Genomic DNA, 20,563 nt, shown 5'->3' with positions numbered 1-20,563 from the left:
GATGTTTTTTAATACCTCTCAAGAATTTTAAGAAATTAGTATGAGATTTGAAGTAATATATAACTAACACAATTATAAAAAGTGAAAATTTCACAAAAAAGAAAGGATTTTTTGTTATTGTTTTACATGTTTTAAAAATGATGATATAATTAGGTGAAAATTTCACATTTAGTTGGAGGCGTGATATGCTGATTAATTTCCGATTTGAAAACTTTTTATCATATAAAAATTTGACCGATTTTTCAATGATTGCAAGTAAGGTTAGAAGTCACAGAAAGTATAAGAAACAAATTAGTGAAAATCTATCGTTATTAAATTTTTCTGCAATTTATGGTGCTAATGCGTCAGGGAAATCAAATTTTATAAATGCATTAACATTTGCAAGAACATTTATTTTGTCGTCAAAAAATGAATTAAGAAAAAATTTGTTGAAGGACAGTTATTTCAAAGCTCAAGATAGTTTTAAATTGAAAGATACAAAATTTGAATTTGATTTCATATCAGATAATAAAATTTACACATATGGTTTTTCAGTTAACTTATTCAATTTAAGTTTAAAAGAGGAGTGGTTGTACAGGAATGAAGGGGGAGATGATTTAGCGCTATTCAATATAGATTATTCTAAACCATTTGATAAAAATCATTTTTCAATAGAAAACTGGGGATTATTAGAAAAAGATATTCCTAGATTTGATATATATATATCTGATGCACAAAAATCTAATTCACTATTTTTGAAATATATAAATACTCCTGAACGGAAGATTGATTATTCTATAGATGTATACAAAGCTTACGAGTGGTTTTTACAAACATTGGAAATTATTGAACCAGAAGGAGAAGTAAGTAGAAGTGCAGAAGTTTTTTTAAAGCAGGAAGACACAGACAAATTGGCAAGATTTTTACATTCTTTTTCTACAGGTATCAATGCTATTGAGCGTGAGGAAATAACTAAAGCAGATATTGACGAAATCCCAGATGACAGGGTATTAGAGTCAATTATTAGTAGAGTAATTGAAGTTAATAAAAATAAAGATTCGAAAAAAATTATTAATCTTGTTCAAACCGAAGAAAATATATACTTTTTCTCGGTAAATGACGATTATGAAATAGTTATCGAGAGATTATATTTTATACACGATGGGACGAATGCCAAATTTGCTTTTCGTGAGGAATCTGATGGAACAAGACGTTTAATTAAGATTTACGGGGTCTTAAATACTGTAGAAAATAAGGTATTTATTATTGATGAAATTGATAGAAGTTTCCATCCTAATTTGACTTATGAATTTATAAGAAAATCTCTTGAAAATAATTTGATTCAATTGATAGTGACAACTCATGAAGATAGATTACTTGATTTATCATTATTACGTCGTGATCAGATTTGGTTTGTTGATAAAGAAGAAAATGCTTCACACATGTACTCTTTAGAAGAATACAAGGTAAGATTTGACAAGGATATTATGAAGGAGTACCTTGTTGGAAAGTATGGAAGTGTACCTAAATTTGATTGCCTGATAATGGGGGAATAGTATGTTAAGAGATAAACTTACTAGGCCTAGTAGCAGAAGAGAGCTTACAGTACCAGAATTTTTAATCGGGAAAGGAGGATTTTGTAAAGTTTATAAACTTTCCGGAGATTGTAATATAGTTGAAAAACGTTTATATAAGAAAGATGAGAATTCTAAAAGGAGATTTATTGCAGAAATTGATAATATCAATAAAGTAGAACATGAAAATATAATCAAAATAATAGATCATGATAAAGAATTGTATAGATATACAATGCGTCATTATGAATATAATTATAAAACCTACCTACTAAAAGAAAAAGATAAAGGTTTATTTCCTCTAAAAGTTTTTCAACAAATTTGTAATGCTTTAACATTCTTACACGATAACAACATAATTCATAGAGATTTAAAACCTGAAAATATTTTGATAGATGAATTGGAGGAGATAGTAGTCATTTCTGATTTTGGATTGAGCAAGGATTTATCTAATGATTTTCATCTCACAAAATATGGTATGGGAGATGATAGATTCTCTGCTAAAGAGTTGATTAAGGGAGAAGTCACAGATGATATACGATTGGATATATATAGTTTAGGCGAGTTAGTAAACTATACTGTTGAAATATTAGGGTTGGAGATAGATAGAGAATTATCTAGAATTATTAAAAAGGCAACTCATGATAATATTGAAAATAGATATAAAAGAGTTGATGATTTTTTACAAGCTATTTTACAAAGTGAAATGCTTGGGAGAAATCAAGTAAGTAAAAATATGTTTATTGCAATTGATTATATCAATCGTATAGAGGAAGTGGATCAAGAACTTTTTTGGCAAACAATAATTATACAGCTTCATGAAGCAGAAGATGCAGAATTTGAAAGGGCTATCAGAAAAATTTTATCTTCAAGGATTGTTACTGACTATTTTAATAGGGAAGATTCACAGACATTTTTTGAATATATTTGTGGTTACTGTGAGATGCTACGAGGTAGAAACGATATATATATAAATGAAAAAAATAAAGAAGATCAAAATATTTTGGTCAGTGAATTATTTTTGTTGGCCACAGAGCATAAGTTATGTGAAGAATTAGTAGCTGAAGTTTGGTCAACGCTAATATATATGTCCTACCAAGCTAAATTGCAAGGTTCATATTATATTTTGCATACTATTAAAGGCAGTTTCAATAAATTGGATTGTCATATTAAAAAGTTAGTTAGAGACAAATTAAAAAATGATGTAGTATGTTTTTATGATAAAAATTTTTTATATTAGCAAATATTTATTACGTAATATATGTATAGTATTTTTGAATATATGAAATTATGATATGGCTCCGTCCGTGACCAAGAATCTATCGAAGCTGCGGATAAATATGGCTTGACCATGGTCTTCACAGGCGTGAGACATTTTAGACATTAAGAATGTAAAGGAAAGAAAACAGTTTCTTTCCTTTTTTTTGCGTAAAAACGTGGAGTGAAATAAGATTAAAACGAACGTTTGTGATATAATGTTAGTAAATAATTCGCAAAAGAGGTTGTGAGATGAAGCTGTTAGTTGTCGGATCGGGTGGTCGTGAACATGCCATTGCTAAGAAATTGCTTGAGTCAAAAGACGTTGAAAAAGTCTTTGTAGTTCCTGGGAATGACGGGATGACCTTGGATGGGCTGGAATTGGTAAATATCTCTATTTCCGAACATTCTAAATTGATTGAGTTTGCAAAGGTCAACGATATTGCTTGGACCTTTATCGGGCCAGATGATGCCCTTGCTGCTGGTATCGTGGATGATTTTAATCAAGCTGGGCTTAAGGCCTTTGGTCCGACAAGATTGGCAGCGGAGCTGGAGTGGTCCAAGGATTTTGCTAAGGAAGTCATGGTCAAGTACGGCGTTCCGACAGCAGCCTATGGCACATTCTCAGACTTTGAGAAAGCCAAGGCCTATATCGAAAAGAAGGGGGCGCCTATCGTAGTCAAGGCAGACGGTTTGGCTCTTGGGAAAGGTGTCGTCGTTGCTGAGACAGTCGAGCAAGCGGTCGAAGCCGCTCATGAGATGCTTTTGGACAATAAATTTGGTGACTCAGGTGCACGTGTGGTTATCGAGGAGTTTCTTGAAGGTGAGGAATTTTCACTCTTTGCTTTTGTCAATGGCGACAAGTTCTATATCATGCCGACAGCGCAAGACCACAAACGTGCCTATGATGGCGATAAGGGGCCTAACACTGGTGGGATGGGTGCCTATGCGCCAGTTCCACACTTACCACAGAGTGTGGTTGATACAGCGGTGGAGACTATTGTCAAGCCAGTCCTAGAGGGCATGATCCAAGAAGGGCGTCCATATCTGGGAGTTCTTTACGCAGGTCTTATCTTGACAACAGACGGACCTAAGGTCATAGAGTTCAACGCTCGTTTTGGAGATCCTGAAACGCAAATCATCTTGCCTCGTCTGACCTCTAATTTTGCACAAAATATCACAGCCATCCTTGATGGTAAGGAGCCAAATATCACCTGGACGGACAAGGGTGTGACTCTGGGTGTGGTTGTCGCATCCAACGGTTATCCGCTAGACTATGAAAAAGGTGTCAAGTTACCAGCCAAGACAGAAGGTGACATTATCACCTATTATGCAGGGGCTAAGTTTGCGGAAAATAGCAGAGCACTGCTATCAAACGGCGGACGTGTCTATATGCTCGTCACCACAGCAGATACTGTCAAAGAAACCCAAGACATCATCTACAGCCAACTCGCCCAACAAAAAACAGAAGGGCTCTTCTACCGAACAGATATCGGAAGCAAGGCGATAAAAGATTAAAAGACACTAAATTAATCATGGCGAGTGAAAGCGAACCAAACTAAGATAATGGTCGCCGTGGTGAAAAGACCAGAACATTTTCTGTTCTGGTCTAGGGAAAATTGGAGACCGTAGGCTCAAAGTTTAGGAATGAAACCGAAGGTTTGCTTCCGTCTCCACCACCTAAGACCATTATCAAAAAAAGAAAAAGGATTAAAAATGAAATCAGTAATTTCCATCATCATGGGCTCAAAATCTGACTGGGCAACCATGCAAAAAACAGCAGAAGTCCTAGACCGCTTTGGTGTAGCCTATGAAAAGAAAGTTGTCTCTGCCCACCGTACACCGGACCTTATGTTCAAGCATGCAGAAGAAGCCCGTAGCCGTGGTATCAAGGTCATCATCGCAGGTGCAGGTGGCGCAGCTCATTTGCCAGGTATGGTCGCAGCTAAAACAACCCTTCCAGTCATTGGTGTGCCCGTAAAATCGCGTGCGCTTAGTGGCGTGGACTCGCTCTACTCTATCGTGCAGATGCCAGGTGGCGTACCTGTTGCGACAATGGCTATTGGTGAAGCAGGTGCTACCAATGCGGCCCTCTTTGCTCTTCGTCTCCTCTCTGTAGAGGATCAAGCTATTGCGACAGCTTTGGCAGATTTTGCAGAAGAACAAGGAAAAATCGCAGAGGAGTCTACAAATGAGCTCATCTAAGACAATCGGAATTATCGGTGGCGGTCAGCTGGGGCAGATGATGGCCATTTCGGCTATCTACATGGGCCACAAGGTTATCGCGCTGGACCCTGCGGCGGATTGTCCAGCTTCTCGTGTGGCGGAAATCATCGTGGCGCCTTATAACGACGTGGATGCTCTGCGTCAGTTAGCGGAGCGTTGCGACGTCCTGACCTATGAGTTTGAAAATGTCGATGCTGACGGTTTAGATGCTGTTATCAAGGATGATCAGCTCCCTCAAGGAACAGACCTGCTCCGCATTTCTCAAAATCGGATCTTTGAAAAGGATTTTCTCGCAAACAAGGCACAAGTCACTGTGGCACCCTACAAGGTCGTGACTTCTAGCCAAGACTTGGCAGATATTGACCTATCGAAAAACTATGTCCTCAAGACGGCGACGGGTGGCTACGATGGGCATGGTCAAAAGGTCATTCGTTCAGCAGAAGATTTGGAAGAAGCCTATGCGCTTGCTGATTCTACAGACTGTGTCTTGGAAGAATTTGTCAACTTCGATCTTGAAATTTCCGTCATCGTGTCAGGAAATGGTAAGGATGTGACGGTTTTCCCAGTTCAGGAAAATATCCACCGTAACAACATCCTGTCAAAAACCATCGTGCCAGCTCGCATTTCAGAAAGTCTAGCTGAAAAAGCCAAAGCCATGGCTGTGCGAATTGCTGAACAACTTAACTTATCTGGAACACTTTGCGTGGAAATGTTTGCGACTGCCGATGACATCATTGTCAACGAAATCGCGCCACGTCCACATAATTCAGGTCACTACTCAATCGAAGCCTGTGACTTCTCGCAGTTTGATACCCATATCTTGGGTGTTCTGGGAGCACCATTGCCAACCATTCAGCTACATGCACCTGCAGTTATGCTCAATGTCCTCGGCCAGCATGTCGAGACCGCTGAAATATTTGTCACAGAAAATCCAAGCGCCCACCTCCACATGTATGGTAAAATAGAAGCGAAACACAACCGCAAGATGGGACATGTGACTTTGTTTAGTGATGTGCCGGATGAGGTTGAAGAATTTGGGAAAGGGATAGATTTTTAGGATAAACCTATGATTCAAATAATCGTAAATGCATTTATTGAGAAGGATAAGACTGGAGCAGTTGTCGAAGTCTTGTTTGCTAGTGCTGACCATGATAAGGTGCAAGTTAAATATAATGAATTAGTTGCTCAATACCCTGAGAACTATTTAGCAATTTATGATTTACCATTGGATACCGATCTCAATGAATTACCACACTATCCATCTGTGTTTATTGGAAAAGAGGAGTTTGAGTAGAAATCTTGTTTTACCTAGATAGCTTATTCCCAACAGCTTAAGAAGAAAGGAAAAATTAACAACATGATCAACCGTTACTCTCGCCCTGAGATGGCGAACATTTGGAGTGAAGAAAATAAATACCGTGCTTGGCTTGAGGTGGAAATCTTGGCTGACGAGGCATGGGCTGAGTTGGGGGAAATCCCTAAGGAAGATGTGGCTTTGATTCGTGAAAAAGCGGACTTTGACATCGACCGTATTTTGGAGATTGAGCAGGAGACTCGCCACGATGTGGTGGCTTTCACGCGTGCGGTTTCTGAGACTCTTGGTGAAGAGCGCAAGTGGGTCCACTATGGTTTGACTTCTACCGACGTGGTGGATACGGCCTACGGTTACCTTTATAAGCAGGCCAACGACATCATCCGTCGTGACCTTGAAAACTTCACCAACATCATCGCTGACAAGGCTAAGGAGCACAAGTTCACTATCATGATGGGGCGTACCCACGGTGTGCACGCTGAGCCGACAACTTTTGGGCTTAAATTGGCGACTTGGTATAGCGAAATGAAGCGCAATATCGAGCGTTTCGAGCATGCGGCTGCTGGTGTTGAGGCTGGTAAAATTTCTGGTGCGGTTGGTAATTTTGCCAACATCCCACCATTCGTAGAGCAATATGTCTGCGATAAATTGGGTATTCGTGCTCAAGAAATCTCTACACAGGTGCTTCCTCGTGACCTTCACGCTGAGTACTTTGCGGTTCTTGCCAGCATCGCAACTTCTATCGAGCGTATGGCAACGGAAATCCGTGGTCTTCAAAAATCGGAGCAACGCGAAGTAGAAGAATTCTTTGCTAAAGGGCAAAAAGGGTCTTCAGCAATGCCTCACAAACGCAACCCTATCGGTTCTGAGAACATGACAGGTCTTGCGCGTGTTATCCGTGGTCACATGGTGACAGCCTATGAGAACGTGGCTCTCTGGCACGAACGTGACATCTCTCACTCATCAGCTGAGCGCATCATCACACCGGATACAACCATCTTGATTGACTACATGCTCAATCGTTTTGGAAATATCGTTAAAAACTTGACAGTCTTCCCAGAAAACATGATCCGCAACATGAACTCGACATTTGGTTTGATTTTCAGCCAACGTGCCATGTTGACCTTGATTGAGAAAGGTATGACCCGTGAGCAAGCCTATGACTTGGTGCAACCAAAAACGGCCTACTCTTGGGACAATCAAGTAGACTTTAAACCGCTTTTAGAAGCAGATCCAGAAGTAACATCACGCCTCACTCAAGAAGAAATCGACGAAATCTTCAACCCTACATACTATACCAAACGAGTGGATGATATCTTTGAACGTCTTGGACTGGGTGATTAATTAAAAAATAAACAGCGAGATTGAAGCTCGCTGTTTATTTTTTATCGAAAAGACTTAGTCTTCTTTTCTTTTAGTGAGTCCATAGGCTGCTAGTGTGGCCATGAGTCCTGCTACTACTAGTCCTGCAGAATCGTGAGTTCCTGTTTCAGGAAGTTTTTTATCTGTTACCACAGGAGCTGGACCTTGAGGAAGAGCTTTGCTTTCCTCGGCAAGAGCAGTTGATGGAGTTGGTTGGCTTGATTTTTCTAGTTTTGGTTTTTCTTCAGCAATAGCGGCTTGTCCGTTTTCATCGCCTACATGTGTTACCAGAGTTCCGACTTCGACTATTTGAGTAACTGCTTCTTTGGTTACAAGACTATCTACAAGTGTTTTCACTTCCTTGCCATCAACAGTGCTCACAGAGTAGAAGTTGCTACGACGCCCGTTGACACCTTTAGTAATAACTTGCGTTTTTCCTTTGAGCAAGAGTGGATTTTCACGAGTCACTGTGGTAAATGGAATTTCTTCTTCTTGGACATCCAGTCTAGGTTTTGTTTCTGCAACTGGAGCAAGATCATGTTCATCACCTACATGTGTTACCATAGTTCCGACTTCGACTATTTGAGTAACAGCTTCCTGTGCTACGACACTATTTACAAGTGTTTTCACTTCCTTGCCATCAACAGTGCTCACAGAGTAGAAGTTTGTACGGTGCCCGTTGACACCTTTAGCAATGACTTGTGTTTTTCCTTTGAGCAAGAGTGGATTTTCACGAGTCACTGTGGTAAATGGAATTTCTTCTTCTTGGATATCCAGTCTAGGTTTTGTTTCTGCAACTGGAGCAAGATCATGTTCATCGCCTACATGTGTTACCAGGGTTCCGACTTCAACAATTTGCGTAACTGCTTCTTTGGTTACAAGACTATCTACAAGTGTTTTCACTTCCTTGTCATCAACAGTGCTTACAGAGTAGAAGTTTGTACGGCGACCGTTGACACCTTTAGTAATGACTTGTGTTTTTCCTTTGAGTAAGAGTGGATTTTCACGAGTTACTGTGGTAAATGGAATTTCTTCTTCTTGGATATCCAGTCTAGGTTTTACCTCAGTAGTTGGTGCAAGACCACTTTCATCACCCTTGTGAGTTACAGGAGCGCCGACTTCAACCACTTGGTTTACAACTTCTTTGGTTACCTGGCTATCAAGGACTGTTTCTGTTGTTTTTCCATTTTCAGTGAGTACAGAGATGTAATGAGTTCGTTCACCTTTGACTCCTGCTGTAATAATATTTTCCTGACCAGCTGGGAGGTTAGGATTTTCTTTCTTGATAACTTCAAATGGAATTTCTTCAGTTCTTGTGATGAGTTCTGGACTGGTTTCAACATTGGCAGCCACTTCATTTTCATCCAGGCTTCCTGAATGGGTTGCAGCTGGTTTGAGGCCTTGAAGAGCAGCTTTGAGCTTACCTACTAGTGCGTCTAGTTCAGCTTGTTTGCTGCGGTTGAGGTTGTAATTTAGAGCTGTTTTAGCTGCGTCAAGGGCCTCAAGACTTTCTTTACTATATCCTTCTAAGTTTGTAGGAATTTTAGCTAATTCTTCGCGGAGAGCATTATAATTAGCACGGAAGTAGTCTTTGTTGTGGTCTGCAAAGGCAGTCATGAGTTCAAAGATTTCCTCTTCCTTGTACTCAGCGCTTGGTCTATCTGCCCAGATTGAAAGCATACTTCCGACTGTTGGAAGATCTACTTCAGGATATTTGGTAGAAGCTAGTTGATTGAATGGTGTTTTTCCAGTATTCTCAATAGCTTTCTTGAGGAAACCACCACCATCTTCTGGTTTTTGACCGAGAATGTAGTACCAGTCACCGTTGGTATTCAAGAACTTATAACCCTTGCTTGCTAGATATTGAGGTGATGCAAGGTTGTAGCCCCACCAGCCTTTAGACCAGTAAGAAATCAATACATCTTTGTCAAATTGAACATCGTCCTTGTCCTCATAGTAGAAGCCATCGTTGAAGGCCATTGGTTGAAGCCCTCTTTCTTTAGCCATAGCAGCAAGGCTGTTAGAATAGTCTGCGAACTTGTTATAGAGTCCATACCATTTGAGGTAGTACCAACCTTGAGCGTTTGTCGCATCATTGGCATACTCATCTGTACCATAGTTGAAAATCTTTGATTTATCAGCAAAGTAATCCATATACTTACCGATAAGGGCTTTGGTAAAGTTAAGGGCTTCTTGATTTTCAAGGTCCATCGTGGTTTTTGAAACTTTATCAAAGTTGGCTTGAGGATTCGCGATGCCAAGTTTTTCCATGGCAACCAGCATAGCATCCATATGCCCTGGGCTATTAATAGCTGGAATCAGACCAATACCTTTTTCCTTAGCGTATTTAACAAGCTCTGTCACTTCTGCCTGTGTTAGTGCAGTACCGTTTGGATCGTCGTAGTAAGCTTTAGTTCCTTCGATAATAGCTTTTTTAACGTCATCACTAGCATAGGTTTTTCCGTTGGCAGTAATGGTCATATCATCGAGTAAGAATCGAAGTCCGTCATTTCCTAGAAGGAGATGAACATCAGAATATCCGAGCTCACTGGCCTTATCTACGATGCGTTTGAGTTGGTCAAGAGTAAAGTATTTGCGTCCAGCATCGATTGAAATCACCTTGTTTTTAGCAAGTTTTTCAACCTCACGTTTAGCATCTTCTTCTTTTTGAGCTTCTGGTGTGAAGGTCAAATTGCTGACTGCTTCTTGAAGTTTTGTAATTGCTTGGTCAATCGTGTCTTGTTGGGCACGGCTGAGGTTGCTATCGAGAGAGCGAATAGCTTTTTCAGCTTCTTTTACGGCCGCGACGCTTTCTGCAGTATAACGGTTAAGGTCTTTTGGTACCTCGTTAAGTGCTTTTTCTGCAGACTCATAATCAGCTGCGAAGTATTCAGCGTTAGAATTTGCGAATTGACGCATGAGTTTGAAGAGGCGTGATGGTGAATAACGTGCAGATGGAGTGTCAGCCCAAGCAGCTACCATACCACCGATGATTGGGATATCAGCTCCTTCTGTTTTTGGTACAGAAGTGATTGGTGTGTTTTTAATACCATTGAGCCCCTGATCGAGATTGTACCAACCTTGGCCATCAGCGTTTCGTCCAAGAACGTAGTACCAAGCATCGTTAGTGTTTAGGATTTGGTGACCTTTTTCTACTAGAAGTTTAGAAGAAGCGACGTCGTAACCTCCCCAACCACCAGTCCACATTGAAACGATGATATCTTTGTCAAAAGTTCCGAAGCTAGTATCACTATTGTAGTAAATACCATCATTGAAGGCCATTGGTTTTAGACCGTGTGATTTTACAATACGAGCAAGGTCATTGGCGTAAGAGATGAATTTCTCATATCCTTTTTCAGGGTAACCTTCATTTGGATAATATTTATCAGCTTGAAGCACACTCCAACCTTTAGCATCTGTCGCATCATTGGCATATTCATCTAGTCCAATATTGAAAATTTTAGATTTGTTAGAGAAGTAGTTAGCGTATTTGTCAATCAGAGTTTTTGTAAAATCGACTGCTTGTTTATTATTTAAGTCAACAGTTCGTTCCGATTTTTTACCAAAATAATCAAAGTTAGGATTTTCAATGCCAAGTTCTTTCATAGCATGGAGAATAGCATCCATATGTCCAGGACTATTGACAGTTGGAATCACACCAATTCCCTTATCTTTGGCATAATTAATCAAATCTGTCATCTGACTTTCAGTGAGATGGTTACCATTTGGATCATCGTAATAAGCATTTGTTCCATTTTCAATGGCGCGTTTGACATCATCACTAGAGTAGGTTTTATCGCCCACTTTCATAGACATATCATCCAACATGAAACGGAGACCATCATTACCTACCAAGAGATGAAGATCTGTGTAACCATATTCTTTAGCTTTGTCGATAATTTCTTTGAGCTGCTCAGGTGAGAAATATTTACGTCCGGCATCAATTGAAACGATTTTTCGTTTAGCTAATTTTTCATTTTCAGTTGCAGCGCGTTCCTTTCCTGCCTCTGTTGCTGGTTTATCAGCCTCTGCTTTCGTTTCATCTTTTTTAGCATCTTTTTCGGCTGGTTTATCCTTGTCAGCTTCTGACTTATCAGTCTTGTCTGTATCCGACTCTTTAGAATTAGCCTCTTTCTGCTCTTCCTTTTTAGGGCTAGCTTCCTCTGCCTTTTTATCGGCAGCTTCTTTTTCAACAGAAGTTGGGGTTACCACTTCTTCTTTATCACTAGGAGTTGAACTAACTTCCTCTTGTGGTTTTTCCTCTGTTTTTGGAAGACTAGCTACCTTATCAGTAGCTGGAGTTTCTGTTTCTACAGTTTTTGGAGCTTCTGGTTGAAGCTCTGCTTTAGGTGTTTCCTCAGTCCGATTTTCGGATGGTTGAGGGGAATCGGAAACCGTATGGATGGTCGGTTGGTTTTCTGTAGTAGGAGTAACTCCATCGGCTGCAACAGCCTGTGCTTGGAAGGCAAATCCAATTAGAACAGAAGCTGCTCCTACAGCGTATTTACGAATGGAAAAACGTTGTTGTTTTTCTTGTTTCATTGCAAAACCTCCTGATTGTATTTTATATTGATAGCGTTTACATAAAACAACACCCTTATTTTATTTCTTATATTAACAAGAGTCAAGAGGAGATGATAAAAAACTATAATAAGTATAAAAAAATATAAAATTTAAGCTTAAGATTTCAGATTAGTCGGAAAAGAAACATATATATATTTAGTAGAATTTTTTTGGTCCTATTTCTATAAAATATTCCACAAATTATAGAATCTTCCAAAATTAGGTAAGCGCTACCTTTTTGGTATGGTATAATAAGCATAGAAAAAGCCCAAGCAAGGCTTAGGCTTTCTTCTTAGTGATCACGGTCACATGAAATGAATTTGATTTTGTAGTAATCCGCTCGTTTATATGTTTCGCTGTATGCGAGAACTTGACCAGTAGACTCTAGTTTAGTAGTCTTGGTTTGTAAAACGGTTGGGAATTGCTCATCGACCCCGAGGACCGAAGCCGCATGTTCTGGAGTTGGAAATGCTATTTCATTGATTTCTTCAAAATGTTCATCATTCATGTGAATGTGGTAATCCAATTTGAAACGGTTATAGATAGAGCTATAATATTCAAGATTTGGATAATTTGCGTTGATGTATTGTTCTGGAATGTAAGATGTATGGTAGATGTACACAACACCACCTGTTTCGCGAACGCGTTCAATCTTGTAGTAGAACTGATCTCCGCGTAGTCCAAGTTTTTCTAAGTAGCTTAGTTTGTTTCCACGCTCAATAGAAAGGACGGTAACTTTATCATCTTTAGTTTCAAAAACTTCTACATCTGAAAACTCTACGAGTTTGTGTTTGCGTGCGCGTGAAACGAATGTACCCTTTCCTTGTTGACGGACAATATAGCCATCCTTGGCAAGGTCGTTTAAGGCGCGGACAACTGTGATAGAACTCACATCATACATTGCAATCAATTCAGCTTCAGTGTAGAATTTATCTCCACTGGCAAATTGACCAGAAATGATTTTGTTCTTTAACTCATCTTTAATATATTGATACTTTGGAATTGCCATATTTTCACCTCGATTTTCCTTCTCCGTTAAAGATTTTACCATAAAACTGGAAAGAATAGTAGCCTTTTGAATAAAAAAATTAGAATAATAGGCTATAAGGTTAATTTACATAGGAATAAATAGAAAAACATACATTTTTATACATGGTACTAAAATGTTGTTATGACTATAGATTACAAGATTTTTATAAATTTTTTGTGTAAAATTTAGTGAAAAATGAAAAAAATTGTGAAAACCTATTGACAAATGCCAGATATTGAGATATATTTACTATATCAACAAATGAAAGCGTGAACTTTAGTTGTCAGAAGGTAAGAATATGACACGATTTGAGATACGGGATGATTTTTATCTCGATGGAAAATCATTTAAGATTTTATCTGGCGCCATTCATTATTTTAGGGTTCCTCCAGAAGATTGGTATCATTCGCTCTATAACTTGAAGGCTCTTGGTTTTAATACAGTAGAGACTTATGTGGCCTGGAATTTACACGAGCCTCGTGAGGGTGAGTTTCACTTTGAAGGAGCTCTGGATTTGGAGCGATTTCTTCAGACAGCACAAGATTTGGGTCTCTACGCTATCGTTCGTCCGTCACCCTTCATCTGTGCGGAGTGGGAATTCGGTGGCTTACCAGCTTGGCTTTTAACCAAAGACATGAGGATTCGTTCCTCAGATCCTGCTTATATTGAAGCTGTCGGTCGCTACTATGACCAGCTCTTGTCACGATTGGTGCCACATTTGTTGGACAAGGGTGGCAATATCCTCATGATGCAGGTTGAAAATGAGTATGGTTCTTATGGCGAAGATAAGGCTTATCTAAGAGCCATTCGACAGTTGATGGAAGAGCGTGGCGTAACCTGTCCTCTCTTTACATCAGATGGTCCATGGAGAGCTACTTTGAAAGCTGGAACCTTAATCGAAGATGACCTCTTTGTGACAGGGAACTTTGGTTCTAAGGCACCTTATAACTTTTCACAGATGCAGGAATTCTTTGATGAGCATGGTAAGAAATGGCCACTCATGTGTATGGAGTTCTGGGACGGCTGGTTCAATCGTTGGAAAGAACCGATTATCACACGGGATCCCAAAGAATTGGCAGATGCAGTTCGAGAGGTTTTGGAACAAGGTTCCATCAATCTTTACATGTTCCATGGTGGTACAAACTTTGGCTTCATGAATGGTTGCTCGGCTCGAGGAACCTTGGATTTGCCACAAGTTACATCTTATGATTACGATGCCCTTCTGGATGAAGAAGGAAATCCAACTGCCAAATATCTGGCAGTCAAGAAGATGATGGCAACACATTTTCCAGAGTATCCGCAGTTGGAACCACTCTACAAAGAGAGTATGGAGTTGGATGCTATTCCACTAGTTGAAAAAGTTTCCTTGTTTGAAACTTTGGATAGCTTGTCAAGTCCAGTAGAAAGCCTCTATCCTAAAAAGATGGAGGAGTTGGGACAAAGCTATGGCTATCTACTCTATCGAACAGAAACAAACTGGGATGCAGAAGAAGAAAGACTTCGTATCATTGACGGTCGAGATAGAGCTCAGCTTTATGTCGATGGTCAGTGGGTCGAAACCCAATATCAGACAGAAATTGGGGAAGATATTTTTTATCAAGGTAAAAAGAAAGCGCTATCTAGGTTAGATATCTTGGTCGAAAATATGGGGCGTGTTAACTATGGACATAAGTTCTTGGCAGATACGCAACGTAAAGGAATTCGTACAGGTGTCTGCAAGGATCTACACTTCATGTTAAATTGGAAACAATATCCACTTCCATTGGATAATCCTGAGAAAATTGATTTTTCAAAAGGATGGACAGAAGGACAACCGGCCTTTTACGCTTTCGACTTTATCGTTGAAGAGCCGAAGGATACCTACTTAGATTTATCTGAGTTTGGTAAGGGAGTTGCCTTTGTCAACGGGCGTCACCTAGGACGTTTCTGGAATGTCGGCCCGACCCTCTCACTTTATATCCCTCATAGCTATCTCAAGCAAGGTGATAACCGCATCATCATCTTTGAAACTGAAGGTGAATATAAAGAAGAGATTCATTTAACTCGTAAACCTACACTAAAACACATAAAGGGGGAAAACTTATGACAATTGTAGGATGCCGTATCGATGGACGTTTGATCCACGGTCAAGTAGCCAATCTTTGGGCAGGGAAACTAAACGTTTCGCGCATTATGGTTGTAGACGATGAAGTCGTTAACAACGATATTGAAAAGAGCGGTTTGAAACTTGCGACACCACCAGGTGTGAAACTCAGTATCTTGCCAGTTGAGAAAGCAGCAGCAAATATCCTTGCTGGTAAATACGATAGCCAACGTCTCTTTATCGTTGCACGTAAACCAGACCGTTTCCTTGGTTTGGTCGAAGCAGGTGTTCCGCTTGAAACACTCAACGTCGGTAATATGTCTCAAACACCAGAAACTCGCCCTATCACACGTTCTATCAACGTGGTAGATAAGGATGTGGAAGACTTCCACAAACTGGCAGAAAAAGGTGTGAAACTCACTGCTCAAATGGTTCCAAATGATCCAGTTTCAGACTTTTTGAGCTTATTAAAATAGGAAAAAATTTTTAGGAGGTCATTGTTATGATACAATGGTGGCAAATTTTACTTCTCACTTTGTACTCAGCTTATCAAATCTGTGATGAGTTGACAATCGTTTCATCTGCAGGTTCCCCTGTATTCGCTGGTTTTATTACCGGTTTGATCATGGGAGATGTGACAACTGGTTTGTTTATCGGTGGTAGCTTGCAGTTGTTCGTTCTCGGGGTTGGTACCTTCGGTGGTGCTTCTCGTATCGACGCAACTTCTGGTGCGGTTCTTGCAACAGCATTCTCTATCTCTCAAGGTATTGATACAGATCTTGCGATCACAACAATCGCTGTACCAGTAGCAGCACTTTTGACATACTTCGACGTTCTTGGACGTATGACTACTACTTTCTTTGCACACCGTATTGACGCTGCAATCGAACGCTTTGACTATAAAGGAATCGAGCGCAACTACCTACTTGGTGCAGTGCCTTGGGCTCTTTCACGTGCCCTTCCAGTATTCTTCGCCCTTGCTTTTGGTGGAGAGTTCGTACAAGGTGTTGTAAACCTTGTTAAGGAATACCAATGGGTTGCAGATGGCTTGACACTTGCAGGGCGTATGCTTCCAGGTCTTGGATTTGCAATCTTGCTTCGTTACCTTCCAGTTAAACGTAACCTTCACTACCTTGCTATGGGATTTGGTTTGACAGCTATGTTGACTGTTCTTTACTCATATGTAACAGGTCTTGGTGGCGCTGTTGCAGGTATTATCGGTACTCTACCGAAAGATGTTGCTGAAAAAATTGGTTTCGTGAACAACTTCAAAGGATTGTCTATGATTGGTATCTCTATCGTAGGTATCTTCCTAGCAGTGCTTCACTTCAAAAATAGCCAAAAAGTAGCTGTAGCAGCACCTTCTACACCATCAGAAAGTGGGGAAATCGAAGATGACGAATTCTAATTACAAACTTACAAAAGAAGATTTTAATCAAATCAACAAACGTAGCTTGTTTACTTTCCAATTGGGTTGGAACTACGAACGTATGCAAGCTTCTGGTTACCTTTACATGATCCTGCCTCAGTTGCGTAAAATGTATGGGGATGGCACTCCTGAATTGAAAGAAATGATGAAAGTTCATACTCAATTCTTCAATACTTCACCATTCTTCCATACCATTATCGCTGGTTTTGACCTTGCCATGGAAGAAAAAGATGGTGTGGGTGCAAAAGACGCCGTTAACGGTATCAAGACAGGTTTGATGGGACCATTCGCTCCTCTTGGGGATACAATCTTTGGTTCACTTGTACCTGCTATCATGGGTTCTATCGCAGCAACTATGGCTATCGCTGGCCAACCATGGGGTATCTTCCTTTGGATTGCAGTTGCAGTAGCGTATGACATCTTCCGTTGGAAACAGTTGGAATTTGCCTATAAAGAAGGGGTTAACCTTATCAACAACATGCAAAGTACATTGACAGCTTTGATTGACGCTGCATCTGTACTTGGTGTCTTCATGATGGGTGCTCTTGTAGCCACAATGATCAACTTTGAAATTTCTTATAAATTGCCAATCGGTGAAAAGATGATTGACTTCCAAGATATCTTGAACTCAATCTTCCCACGCTTGCTTCCAGCAATCTTTACTGCCTTTATCTTCTGGTTGCTTGGTAAGAAAGGTATGACTTCTACTAAAGCTATCGGTATCATTATCGCTCTTGCAGTAGGTCTTTCATTCATCGGTAAATTCTTGCTTGGAATGGGCGCATAATTTATGGCTAAATCATTAATTTTGGTGAGTCATGGTCGTTTCTGTGAAGAGCTTAAAGGTAGCACTGAAATGATCATGGGTCCACAAGACAATATTCATGCAGTGGCTCTTCTTCCAGAAGAAGGCCCAGAAGAATTTACTGCGAAATTTGAAGCTGCTATTGAAGGTTTGGATGATTTCCTAGTCTTTGCGGATCTTCTCGGTGGAACACCATGTAACGTGGTAAGCCGTTTGATTATGGAAGGTCGTGACATCGAACTTTACGCAGGGATGAATCTGCCAATGGTGATTGAATTTATCAATGCGAGCCTTACAGGCGCAGATGCGGACTATAAGAACCGTGCTGCAGAAAGCATTGTGAAAGTTAATGACCTGTTAGCAGGCTTCGATGATGACGAAGATGAATAATACTCTTCGAAAATCAAATTCAAACTACGTCAACGTCGCCTTGCCGTACTCAAGTACAGCCTGCGGCTAGTTTCCTAGTTTGCTCTTTGATTTTCATTGAGTATAAGATGTGATATCGTGAAAATCGTTAGAGCATTTTATATAGAATATACATGGGAATGGGGCTTACTCCCATTCCCATATTTGATAGAAAAAGAGGGAATCAATGCTACATTATACAAAAGAAGACTTGCTCGAATTGGGTGCAGAAATCACTACACGTGAAATCTACCAACAGCCTGATGTATGGAAAGAAGCTTTTGAATCTTATCAAGCAAAACGTGAAGAAATTGCAGCCTTCCTACAAGAGATTGCTGATAAACATGACTATATCAAGGTTATCTTGACAGGTGCTGGGACTTCTGCTTATGTGGGAGATACCTTGGTACCTTACTTTAAGGAAGTCTATGACGAACGCAAATGGAATTTCAATGCTATTGCGACAACAGATATCGTTGCCAATCCAGAAACTTATTTGAAAAAAGATGTGGCAACTGTACTTGTATCCTTTGCTCGTAGTGGGAACTCGCCTGAAAGTGTGGCGACTGTTGATTTGGCCAAGACCTTGGTGGATGAGCTTTATCAAGTGACGATTACTTGTGCAGCGGACGGTAAGTTGGCTCTTCAAGCTCATGGAGATGACCGCAATCTCTTGCTTTTGCAACCAGCTGCCTCTAATGACGCTGGATTTGCAATGACTTCTAGCTTTACATCTATGATGTTGACAGCTCTCTTGGTCTTTGATCCTACAGAATTTGCTGTTAAGTCTGAACGTTTTGAAGTTGTATCTAGTCTTGCCCGTAAAATTCTAGACAATGCAGAAGATGTCAAAGAACTTGTTGACCTAGACTTTAATCGTGTCATCTATCTAGGCGCTGGTCCTTTCTTTGGTCTTGCTCATGAAGCTCAGCTCAAGATTTTGGAATTAACAGCTGGTCAAGTTGCGACCATGTATGAAAGCCCAGTCGGCTTCCGTCACGGTCCAAAATCTCTTATCAACGAAGATACAGTTGTTTTGGTCTTTGGTACAACGACAGACTACACTCGTAAGTACGACTTGGACTTGGTTCGTGAAGTCGCTGGTGACCAGATTGCTCGTCGTGTTGTGCTTTTGAGTGATCAAGCCTTTGGCCTTGAAAATGTCAAAGAAGTGGCCCTTGGTTGTGGCGGTGTCTTGAATGATATTTACCGTGTCTTCCCATACATCGTTTATGCCCAACTCTTTGCCCTATTGACTTCACTCAAGGTAGAAAATAAACCAGATACACCGTCTCCTACAGGTACAGTAAACCGTGTGGTACAAGGTGTTATCATCCACGAATATCAAAAGTAAGACAGTGTTTATGAATTCTTGACAAGAGGGTTTGTAAATTATCAGATAAACCATAGATTGTCAGTACGCTTTCTATGGTTTGTTTGCTTGAGAGAAATAGTAAAAGGAGAAGAGAATGAAAGCATACACAGAGCGTGTATTTGGAAATGTTGAGGGCAAGGATGTCTTGGCCTATCGCTTTGAGACAGACGGTGACTACCAGCTTGAGGTTATGACTTATGGTGCGACCATCTTGCGCTATGTCACACCTGACAAGGCTGGAAATTTTGCCAATGTTATTTTGGGATTTGATGATTTTGATAGCTATGTAGGCAATAGTCCCAAGCATGGAGCTAGCGTAGGTCCTGTGGCAGGACGTATTGCAGGTGCGACTTTTGAGCTAAATGGTAAGACTTATGATCTTGAAGTCAACAATGCTAGCAACTGCAACCACAGTGGCTCAACAGGTTGGGATTCCAGCTTGTTTGAACTAGTTGAGGTGAGCGACCATGGCTTGACCCTCTACACAGAGCGTACAGATGGGACAGGCGGATTTCCTGGTAACCTCAAAATCTGGATCAGTTACCACTTGGAAGAAACTGGAGCCTATGAAATCAGCTATAAAGTAACAACCGATCAGGATACGCTGGTCAATCCAACCAACCACAGTTATTTCAACTTGTCTGGTGATTTCACACAGAAAATTGATCGCCATGTCTTCCAACTAAACACAGAGGGAATTTATCCAATTGCGCCCGATGGTGTTCCTGCCAAAACTCCAGATGCTAATCGTGATGTAGTGAAACACATTTATAATGGTGTCTTGTTGAAGGATATCTTTGCAGAAGAAGACGAACAAATCCAGCTAGTATCTGGTTTGGATCACCCATTTGCCCTTCCTGCAGGCCATGACAATGCTGGTTTCCTTTATGATCAAAATTCAGGTCGCTTCCTGCTTTTCAAGACAGAGGCCCCTTGCTTTGTGGTCTACACAGCAAACTTTGTGGATGAGAGTGTCATCATAGGAGGTCAGCCAATGGTGCAGCACAATGGGATTGCCCTTGAAGCGCAAGCTTTACCAGATGCCATTCACAGCGACCTCAAAGATCAAGTCATTCTCAAAGCCGGTCAAACCTTCACCAGTAAGACACGTTATGAGCTTGTTGTGAAATAAAAATTTAGAGATATGATAGGTATTCCAG

Annotated in this window: 16 protein-coding genes and 1 pseudogene; 15 read left to right on the top strand and 2 right to left on the bottom strand. The window is 40.4% G+C overall.

Translation table 11 applies throughout. The features are described 5' to 3' along the window. Window positions 1–185: 185 nt before the first annotated feature. The 8 genes and pseudogenes from N8M95_RS07175 to purB all read left to right on the top strand — a co-directional run bounded on the left by N8M95_RS07175 (window position 186) and on the right by purB (window position 7,692). Complete coding sequence (locus N8M95_RS07175) at window positions 186–1,535, top strand: AAA family ATPase (RefSeq protein WP_261116906.1); 1,350 nt, start codon at window positions 186–188, stop codon at window positions 1,533–1,535. Between the two features lies 1 nt (window position 1,536). Next, entirely contained in the window at window positions 1,537–2,793 is a 1,257-nt protein-coding gene (locus N8M95_RS07170) for a protein kinase domain-containing protein (protein ID WP_261116905.1), read from the top strand. Window positions 2,794–2,850: 57 nt separating this feature from the next. Next, window positions 2,851–2,940, top strand: a pseudogene (locus tag N8M95_RS07165) (IMP cyclohydrolase); the annotation flags it as partial. A 122-nt stretch (window positions 2,941–3,062) separates the two neighbouring features. Continuing rightward, window positions 3,063–4,328: a phosphoribosylamine--glycine ligase gene (gene purD / locus N8M95_RS07160; protein WP_261116904.1), complete on the top strand. Its 1,266-nt coding sequence runs from the start codon at window positions 3,063–3,065 to the stop codon at window positions 4,326–4,328. 198 nt (window positions 4,329–4,526) lie between these two features. After that, window positions 4,527–5,015, top strand: coding sequence for a 5-(carboxyamino)imidazole ribonucleotide mutase (gene purE / locus N8M95_RS07155; RefSeq protein ID WP_125416735.1), 489 nt, complete (start codon window positions 4,527–4,529; stop codon window positions 5,013–5,015). After that, the gene (purK, locus tag N8M95_RS07150) at window positions 5,002–6,093 is read left to right on the top strand and encodes a 5-(carboxyamino)imidazole ribonucleotide synthase (protein ID WP_261116903.1); all 1,092 of its coding nucleotides are present in this window, start codon (window positions 5,002–5,004) and stop codon (window positions 6,091–6,093) included. The genes purE and purK overlap by 14 nt, the downstream gene beginning before the upstream one ends. A 9-nt stretch (window positions 6,094–6,102) precedes the next feature. Next, a complete protein-coding gene (locus tag N8M95_RS07145) occupies window positions 6,103–6,330 on the top strand; it encodes a phosphoribosylaminoimidazole carboxylase (RefSeq protein ID WP_261043959.1) in 228 nt (75 codons plus the stop codon). Window positions 6,331–6,393: 63 nt separating this feature from the next. After that, window positions 6,394–7,692, top strand: coding sequence for an adenylosuccinate lyase (purB, locus tag N8M95_RS07140; RefSeq protein ID WP_261116902.1), 1,299 nt, complete (start codon window positions 6,394–6,396; stop codon window positions 7,690–7,692). Between the two features lie 54 nt (window positions 7,693–7,746). Here purB and N8M95_RS07130 read toward each other — a convergent pair whose 3' ends face one another. Continuing rightward, window positions 7,747–12,252, bottom strand: coding sequence for a G5 domain-containing protein (locus N8M95_RS07130; protein ID WP_314725970.1), 4,506 nt, complete (start codon window positions 12,250–12,252; stop codon window positions 7,747–7,749). Window positions 12,253–12,565: 313 nt separating this feature from the next. After that, entirely contained in the window at window positions 12,566–13,282 is a 717-nt protein-coding gene (locus N8M95_RS07125) for a GntR family transcriptional regulator (protein WP_031237756.1), read from the bottom strand. A gap of 319 nt (window positions 13,283–13,601) precedes the next feature. Between N8M95_RS07125 and N8M95_RS07120 the strand changes: the two genes are divergently transcribed. The 7 genes from N8M95_RS07120 to N8M95_RS07090 all read left to right on the top strand — a co-directional run bounded on the left by N8M95_RS07120 (window position 13,602) and on the right by N8M95_RS07090 (window position 20,535). Then, window positions 13,602–15,389, top strand: coding sequence for a glycoside hydrolase family 35 protein (locus N8M95_RS07120; RefSeq protein ID WP_261116901.1), 1,788 nt, complete (start codon window positions 13,602–13,604; stop codon window positions 15,387–15,389). Then, the gene (locus tag N8M95_RS07115; protein WP_000156962.1) at window positions 15,386–15,862 is read left to right on the top strand and encodes a PTS sugar transporter subunit IIB; all 477 of its coding nucleotides are present in this window, start codon (window positions 15,386–15,388) and stop codon (window positions 15,860–15,862) included. The genes N8M95_RS07120 and N8M95_RS07115 overlap by 4 nt, the downstream gene beginning before the upstream one ends. 26 nt (window positions 15,863–15,888) lie before the next feature. Next, the gene (locus N8M95_RS07110; RefSeq protein WP_261116900.1) at window positions 15,889–16,794 is read left to right on the top strand and encodes a PTS mannose/fructose/sorbose/N-acetylgalactosamine transporter subunit IIC; all 906 of its coding nucleotides are present in this window, start codon (window positions 15,889–15,891) and stop codon (window positions 16,792–16,794) included. Continuing rightward, window positions 16,781–17,602 carry a PTS system mannose/fructose/sorbose family transporter subunit IID gene (locus N8M95_RS07105; RefSeq protein WP_261116899.1) on the top strand — a complete coding sequence of 274 codons (822 nt, stop codon included), beginning with the start codon at window positions 16,781–16,783 and terminating at the stop codon, window positions 17,600–17,602. The genes N8M95_RS07110 and N8M95_RS07105 overlap by 14 nt, the downstream gene beginning before the upstream one ends. A gap of 3 nt (window positions 17,603–17,605) precedes the next feature. Further along, on the top strand, window positions 17,606–18,010 hold the full coding sequence (locus N8M95_RS07100) for a PTS sugar transporter subunit IIA (RefSeq protein WP_261116898.1): 405 nt from the start codon (window positions 17,606–17,608) through the stop codon (window positions 18,008–18,010). A 205-nt stretch (window positions 18,011–18,215) separates the two neighbouring features. Next, a complete protein-coding gene (locus N8M95_RS07095; protein ID WP_261116897.1) occupies window positions 18,216–19,382 on the top strand; it encodes an SIS domain-containing protein in 1,167 nt (388 codons plus the stop codon). A gap of 115 nt (window positions 19,383–19,497) precedes the next feature. After that, window positions 19,498–20,535, top strand: a complete 1,038-nt coding sequence (locus N8M95_RS07090) for an aldose epimerase family protein (protein WP_261116896.1) — start codon at window positions 19,498–19,500, stop codon at window positions 20,533–20,535. Window positions 20,536–20,563: the final 28 nt, after the last annotated feature.

Origin of the sequence: Streptococcus mitis, assembly GCF_946190325.1 — a bacterium.
In the GTDB taxonomy this organism is placed as follows: Bacteria; Bacillota; Bacilli; order Lactobacillales; family Streptococcaceae; genus Streptococcus; species Streptococcus mitis_CF.
This window is presented reverse-complemented; position numbering and strand designations above follow the sequence as displayed.